This window comes from Mycobacterium sp. TH-M25 (assembly GCF_057473665.1).
The window spans coordinates 1-5586 of record NZ_JBYCLA010000110.1; the positions used below are offsets into that span (position 1 = coordinate 1).

5 protein-coding genes are annotated in these 5586 nt (G+C 64.6%); 2 read left to right on the forward strand and 3 right to left on the reverse strand.

Going from position 1 to position 5586, the window contains the following annotated elements:
* Nucleotides 1–817: acyl-CoA dehydrogenase family protein (locus tag AC2VOU_RS03830; protein WP_486956154.1), on the reverse strand; the 817-nt coding region annotated here is incomplete at its 3' end.
* Between the two features lie 98 nt (nt 818–915).
* Between AC2VOU_RS03830 and AC2VOU_RS03835 the strand changes: the two genes are divergently transcribed.
* Complete coding sequence (locus tag AC2VOU_RS03835; protein WP_486956155.1) at nt 916–2139, forward strand: acyl-CoA dehydrogenase family protein; 1224 nt, start codon at nt 916–918, stop codon at nt 2137–2139.
* Between the two features lie 10 nt (nt 2140–2149).
* On the opposite strand, the gene AC2VOU_RS03840 is transcribed toward AC2VOU_RS03835, so the two are convergent.
* A complete protein-coding gene (locus tag AC2VOU_RS03840; RefSeq protein WP_486956156.1) occupies nt 2150–2572 on the reverse strand; it encodes a nuclear transport factor 2 family protein in 423 nt (140 codons plus the stop codon).
* 336 nt (nt 2573–2908) lie between these two features.
* Between AC2VOU_RS03840 and AC2VOU_RS03845 the strand changes: the two genes are divergently transcribed.
* Entirely contained in the window at nt 2909–4441 is a 1533-nt protein-coding gene (locus AC2VOU_RS03845; protein ID WP_486956157.1) for a class I adenylate-forming enzyme family protein, read from the forward strand.
* A gap of 49 nt (nt 4442–4490) precedes the next feature.
* On the opposite strand, the gene AC2VOU_RS03850 is transcribed toward AC2VOU_RS03845, so the two are convergent.
* On the reverse strand, nt 4491–5306 hold the full coding sequence (locus AC2VOU_RS03850) for a mycofactocin-coupled SDR family oxidoreductase (RefSeq protein ID WP_486956158.1): 816 nt from the start codon (nt 5304–5306) through the stop codon (nt 4491–4493).
* Nucleotides 5307–5586: the final 280 nt, after the last annotated feature.

Consider the following 5586-nt stretch of genomic DNA (forward strand, 5'->3'; position numbering starts at 1 on the left):
CGCAGCGGTGCTTGATGGCCTGGAACCCGCCGATCGGTCGGCCGAACTGGATCCGATTCTTGGCGTGGTCGACCGAGATGTCGAGCAGGTGCTGGGCGCCACCGACGGCGTCGGCCGCCACGGCCAAGCGTATGAGGTCCTGCAGCCGGGTCAGCAGTGGCCCCGCCGGCGCGCTGTTGCCCACCGGCCCCAGCGGAACGGCGAGCGCCTGTCGCCAGCTCACGGCGGCCACCGGCCGGGTCACATCGAGGGAGCGCAGATTGGTGACCTCAACCCCGGAGTCTGCGCGGTCGACGACGAAGATCCCGACACCGGTGTCGGTGTGGGCGGCAACGATGAACCAGTCGGCCACGTCGGCCTCGAGCACTGTTGGCTCGTCCCCGGTCAGCCGCCACACATCGCCCTCCCGGGTGACCCGCGGCGAGGCGTCATCCAGCGGCCCTACTGTGAGTGCCACCCGCACCGCACCCTCGGCGATGCCGGCCAGCAACTCGGCGAACCGCGTCTCGGCCTGGGCCCATCGGATCGCAGCGGGCGCGAGCACGGCACTGCTTAGATACGGCACGGGCAACAGGCAGCGCCCCGCTTCAATCAGAAACGCGGCCAACCCCGACGCCCCGGCATCGGCGCCGCCGTACTGTTCGGGAACCGCGAATCCGAAGATACCCAGCTCCGCGAGGCTCTTGACCAGGTCAGGGTCGGCACGTCGCCCGGACTCGGCAAGACTGCGGGTCTGCGCCAGCGGAGCCAGTCGCCGTAGGCCATCGCGAACCCAGAGCCGGAACTCGATCCGGTCGTCGTCGGTAAGCACGGCCACCGGTTCCTCCTCGTGCGACGTCGGCCCGCGATAGGTGCGACAGGGCAAATATAGTCTAATGTATAGATGATTGTTGGACGGGATGCTTTGGGGTATCGATGACTCAGGAACGGCCAGGCGAAGCCGCCGGCTTCCGTGATGAGGTCCGCGCCTTTCTCCACGACAACCTGCCGGCGGATTGGGCCGGGGTCGGCGCCCTCCCGGCACCGCAGCGGCGCGAGTTCGTCGGCCGATGGCGGCGGCTCATCGGGCAAGCCAGACTGATCGGCGTCACCTGGCCGGTCGAATACGGCGGGCGCGGCCTGACCAAAATCGACCACCTCGTGGTTGTCGAGGAGTTCTCTCGGGCAGGGGTCCCCGTCGGGACGCCGGGGGATACCGTGTCGGTCAAGCTCATCGGAAACACGCTGGCCGTGTGGGGAACTCACGATCAGAAGTCCCGCTTCCTGCCACGAATCATCAGCGGCGAGGATGTGTGGTGCCAAGGGTACTCCGAGCCCGAGGCGGGTTCGGATCTCGCCAGCCTGCGCACCCGCGCCACTCTGGACGGGGACCAATGGCACATCGATGGCCAGAAGATCTGGACGTCAAACGCGAGCAATGCCAACTGGATGTTCCTGCTGGCGCGCACCCAGCCGGATGCGCCGAAGACCAAAGGCATCTCCATGTTGCTCATGCCGATGGATCAGCCGGGTGTCGATGTTCGACCGATCACCATGCTCAACGGCGCCAAGGAGTTCTGCGAGGTCTTCTTCAACGACGCGCGCACCGCGGCGGATCTGGTTGTGGGCGAGGTCAACGACGGTTGGCGGGTGGCCAATTCCCTCCTGAGCCACGAGCGGGGCGAGGAAGCAGCGGTCAACCCGATCCTGTTCGCCCACGAGCTGGGGCGGGTGTTCGAGATGGCCAAGCAGCGCGGCGCCGACCAACAGCCCGGTACCCGGGAGCGCCTCGGGCGCGCCTATCTCGGCGTTGCGGTGATGAAGGCGATGGGGGACAAGATCCTTGCCTCCTACATGCGCGACGGAACCCTGGGCCCCGAGGCCTCGGTGTCGAAACTGTATTGGAGCGAATACCACCAGGGCACGACGCGGTTGGCGGTCGACATACTCGGCCGTGATGCGCTGTATTGGGAGGGCGATATTCCGATGCGTTTTTACCGAGCCGACGACGCCGGCGCGCCTAACGATTCCAGCTCGTGGCTATCTGTTCACCTGTGCAATGCGATGGCGGGCACCATCTATGCCGGCACATCAGAGATCCAGCGCAACATCATCGCGGAGCGCATTCTCGGGCTGCCGCGCGAGACCCGTGCGACGTAGCACCACCCCCCTAGGGGCGCAACGCCTCGGCCAGCACGATGGGGTTGTGGAATTCGGTCCACGACCGGATCATGCCGTCATCGAATTCGAACACGGCGATATAGGAGTTCCGATACGGTTTCCCGGTTTTCCGGGCCGCGAAATCGCCATGGTATCTGGCGATCACGGTCTTGCCGTCTGTTGCCGAAAGGAGTTCGTCGATGTACAGCGGATGGGGATCAAACAGACTGGCCACCCCGGCGAAAAGCTGCCGAACCTTGTCTTTACCACCGGCATGTGACCAAAACCCGGTGCGTTCATCCTGGAATGGCAGCCGTACTTCGATGTCGTCGGAGAATAAGGCGATGGCTTGGTCGAATTCACCCGCCGAGAAGTGGCTCAACAGCCGCGTCACCGTGTCGGTGTGCTGCGAATCGCCTGTGACGTCAACCATTTCGAGCTCCCTCCAGAGCCCCCGGATCCGTACCGCGGCTCATACGACGCGCGGGTCGGGGGCTGTCGCGAGGAAGCCCAGCGACCCGTCGAGCAGCCAGCACGCTACTAGCAACTCGACGAAAATGCCAGCTACATCGGGTCGGATGTGCCGAACTCCACCCGATGTGCTCGCACGCGATATCTCACGACAGTAGGAACTGTGGACCAACAGTACGGCGGTAGCGCACTGAGCGGGCGTGATCACCAGACAGCTCAGAAGATTCCCGCGGGCACCAGTCCCGCCCGGCCTGCAACCCCACGGGTGAGACCGCGTCGTCTCGTAGCTGAGGCGGGGATGACGATGGGCGACATCGTCGCCGACAACGCCGAGCGGTTCCCCGATGTTGCCGCCTACCGGCTCGGCTCGCGTGCGGTCACCCACCGCGAGTTACGCCAACGAAGTCTTCAACTGATATCGGCGATGGTGGACCTCGGTGTTCGACGCCAGGACCGGATTGCCGTGCTTGGACGCAACAGTATTGAATTCGGCGAGTTGCTGGCCGCGACTCAGCTCAGCGGTATCACGCTGGCAACGGTCAGCTTTCGGTTCTCCAAGTCAGAAGTACTCGATGCCCTGCGCCGGGTGACGCCGTCGATCGTGTTCTGCGATGAGGAATTCGCCCCGCTCGTCAACGACTGCGCTGCCCAATTGAGCGGACTTCGCCAGGTCGTTTCCATCGGTGGGCAGCCCGCGTCGGGAATGGTGGGGTACGAGGATTTCATCGCCCAAGGTGTCGCATCGGATCCGCCGTTGGTGGCGCGGCCCGATGACATCGCGTGCCTGCTTTTCACCAGTGGGACCACCGGACCGTCGAAGTGTTGCATGCTCGGGCAGAAGGAGCTGTGCCGAATCGCCCTCGCGGCCAACGCTGAGATGCGCACCGGCTGCGACGACCGCGCGCTCATCAACATGCCGATGTTTCACTTCGGCGCGATCGCGATCATCGGTGCGCTGCACGCCCGCGGGGGATCGGTGGTGCTGCAACGGCAGTTCGATCCGCGCGAAGCGATCGGGTTGGCCAAGACCGAACGCATCACCCTGCTGCACCTGGCCCCGGTCATGTTGCAGACGCTGTTGGACGAACGTGGCGCCCAGGCCGGACTCCAAAACGTGCGCACGGTGCTCTATTCGGCCGCGCCGATGCCTGCGCCAACGCTGCGTCAAGCGATGCAGACCATGCCAAACGCCGGATTTCTCAACCTCTACGGCCAAACCGAATGCATCGTGTCGAGTCTGCCGCGTGAACTACATTCGCCGGACACGCCGGCAGGCGTACGCCGGTTGGGATCGGTCGGGTTTCCGTTTCCGGGTATCTCGGTGCGCATCCTCGGTGAGGACGGATCCGACGTGACGCAGGGTGAGCCCGGGGAAATCGTCGTGCGGGCCGATACGGTGTTTCGTGGTTACTGGAATGATCAACCGGCCACCCTCGCGACGCTGCGGGACGGGTGGTGCCACACCGGTGATATCGGACGGTTCGACGAGCACGGACTGCTGTACTTGGTTGACCGGAAAAAGGATGTCATCATCACCGGCGGTGAGAACGTCTACTCGCCCGAGGTCGAGGACGTATTGTCTGGCCTCGACGAGGTGGTGAGCTGCGCGGTGGTCGGAACGCCGGATCCGCGCTGGGGAGAAGCGGTCACCGCTGTCGTCGTGCTCCGGCCTGGTGTTGGGCTCAGCCTCGTCCGGGCCCAGAAATTCGTCCGCGAGAACCTGGCGTCCTACAAGGTGCCGCGCCGGCTCGTCATCGTCGACGAACTGCCCGTGCTACCCAGCGGCAAGATTGACAAGAAGCGCATCCGCACCGAGGCCAGCGACGGTTAGCCGATCGGCGGGCGCGGTCAGGCCGAGCGGACCGGACCGCGTGTCGGCCTCAGCGCACGGCGAAACCGGCATCGAGTGGCCAGGCTGTACCCGTAATGAACTTGGCCTCATCGGAGACCAGGAATGCCACCGCATTTGCGATGTCCTCGGGCGCAAGCACCGGAATGGGCAGCACGTTCTGCATGGCGGCCAGACCAGGATCGCCGGACTCGAACATCTTCTGCATCGTCTCGTTCATCACCATCCCGGTGGCCACGCCGGTGGGGTGAATGGTGTTGACGCGGATGGAATGCTTGCCCAGGTCGTTTGCCCACACCTGCATCATGCCGACGAGGCCACGTTTTGCGGCGGTATAGGCAAGCGCGCCGGTCACGTCGGTTCCGGTGCCCTTCAGGCCGGCGCTGGAACTGGTGATGACGATGGAACCCCCACGGCCACCGTCGATTAGCGCCGGAATCGCCGCGTGCACCGTGTTCCACGCGCCGATCAGGTCGACGTCGATGACGTCCCGGAACACCTGGCGGTCGTCTCCCCCCGACGTTAGGCGGATGACGCCGGCATTGGCGATCACGATGTCAAGGCGACCGAATTCCGCGAGTCCGGCGGCGACGACGGCATTGACGGCATCATGATCGCGCACGTCGCCCTGATGAGCGACGATCCTGCGGCCGGTGTTCTCGACGAGTTTGACTGTCTCCTCCAGATCCGACGGCCGAGCGTTCGGGTAGTCGATCGTGTCGATGTCGGCACAGATGTCCAGCGCGATGATGTCGCAGCCATCGCTGGCCAGCCGTACGGCATGCGCGCGACCCTGACCCCGCGCGGCCCCGGTGATGAACACGACCCGATCGTCCAAACGACCCATCTGTTTACTCCCACTTTCTCCGCACGCCAACACTGGATTCATCAACACCGGTGTGCTGTCGGTCCGGATCGACCCACCGCCACCACCGCGCTCAAACTATGGCAGTGCGATGTCAAACGTCAATAGTGCCGAAGCGAGTCGAAGCCCGAGTATCACTTGGTTGTTTCATATGTGGTGGCAGTTGACTGCCAAGGTAGCCAGCGGTGACCGACGGGGTGCGCGGCGACCGTCGCTACCCGATGTTCGCGGCGGCGAACCGAACCGCGGCAGCGTCGTACTC